This window comes from Methylorubrum zatmanii (assembly GCF_014845115.1).
Taxonomy (GTDB): domain Bacteria; phylum Pseudomonadota; class Alphaproteobacteria; order Rhizobiales; family Beijerinckiaceae; genus Methylobacterium; species Methylobacterium zatmanii.
Genome location: NZ_NKUI01000305.1, coordinates 1 through 1,161, shown reverse-complemented (window position 1 = coordinate 1,161; position 1,161 = coordinate 1). Strand labels below are relative to the sequence as shown.

The 1,161-nt window shown below is 72.8% G+C and carries 2 protein-coding genes; both read left to right on the top strand.

The features are described 5' to 3' along the window. Positions 1 to 328, top strand: a 328-nt coding sequence (locus MZTS_RS24055; RefSeq protein ID WP_246482261.1) for a hypothetical protein, incomplete at its 5' end; no start/stop codon positions are given. Between the two features lie 200 nt (positions 329 to 528). Further along, positions 529 to 1,161, top strand: a 633-nt coding sequence (locus tag MZTS_RS24050) for a diaminopimelate decarboxylase family protein (RefSeq protein WP_192285804.1), incomplete at its 3' end; no start/stop codon positions are given.

The window sequence follows — 1,161 nt, the reverse complement described above, 5'->3', positions numbered from 1 at the left end:
CCTCTCGATCCTGATCGCGCTCGGCCTCGCCCTGGCCTGCACGGCCTGCGGCCGGCGCGGCAGCCTGGAGCCGCCGGGCGCCCCGGGACCCCGTGCCGAGACCGCCGGGCCCGGGGCGCCGGCCTCGCCGCGGAGCCTGCCCACCAGCACGGTCGGCGTGGGGGATCGTGGGGCGGCTCCGGATCCGGACGCGGTCCAGGCCGGGGACGAGCTGAGCGCCTCGGCGATCCCCGCCGGGGGTGACGGCGTGCCGGTGACGACCTCCCGCGGCAGCAAGCGCGGCTACAAGGTTCCGAAGGAACCCTTCATCCTCGATCCGATCCTGTAAGCGGCCGCCTCCGGGACGATCCGCCAAGGACGGCGCGAGGGCGCGACACGCGGGCGCGATGGGCCGGGTTGCAACGCTCCGGGGCCTGCCGCGCCGACAGGATCGTCGGAAAGCGTCTAGACAGCACGGGGCGAGACGCGCCATTCGGGCGCGCCGGCTCCGTCGGGCCGGCGGCGCGCGAGGCGGCGGATTGTCCTGACATGCACCACTTCCACTACCGGGACGGGCGGCTTCACGCCGAGGACGTCGATCTGACTGCCCTCGCGGAAGAGGTCGGCACCCCGTTCTACTGCTACAGCACCGCCACCCTGGAGCGGCATTACCGCGTCTTCGCCGAAGCCTTCGCCGGCGACGACGCCCTGGTCTGCTTCGCCATGAAGGCGAATTCGAACCAGGCGGTCCTCGCCACCCTGGCCCGCCAGGGCGCGGGCATGGACATCGTCTCCGAGGGCGAACTGCGCCGGGCGCTGGCCGCGGGTGTGCCCGGCGAGCGCATCGTCTTCTCCGGCGTCGGCAAGACCCGCGAGGAGATGGCCGCCGCCCTCGACGCGAACATCCTCTGCTTCAACGTCGAGAGCGAGCCCGAACTCGCCGCCCTGTCGGAGGTCGCGGCCTCGCGGGGGCAGAAGGCTCCGGTCTCGATCCGGGTCAACCCGGACGTGGACGCCCTGACCCATGCCAAGATCTCGACCGGCAAGTCCGAGAACAAGTTCGGCATCCCGATCGCCCGTGCCCGCGAGGTCTATGCCGGGGCCGCGCGGCTGCCGGGCCTGGAGATCGTCGGCGTCGACGCGCATATCGGCAGCCAGATCACCGACCTCACGCCCTTCGAC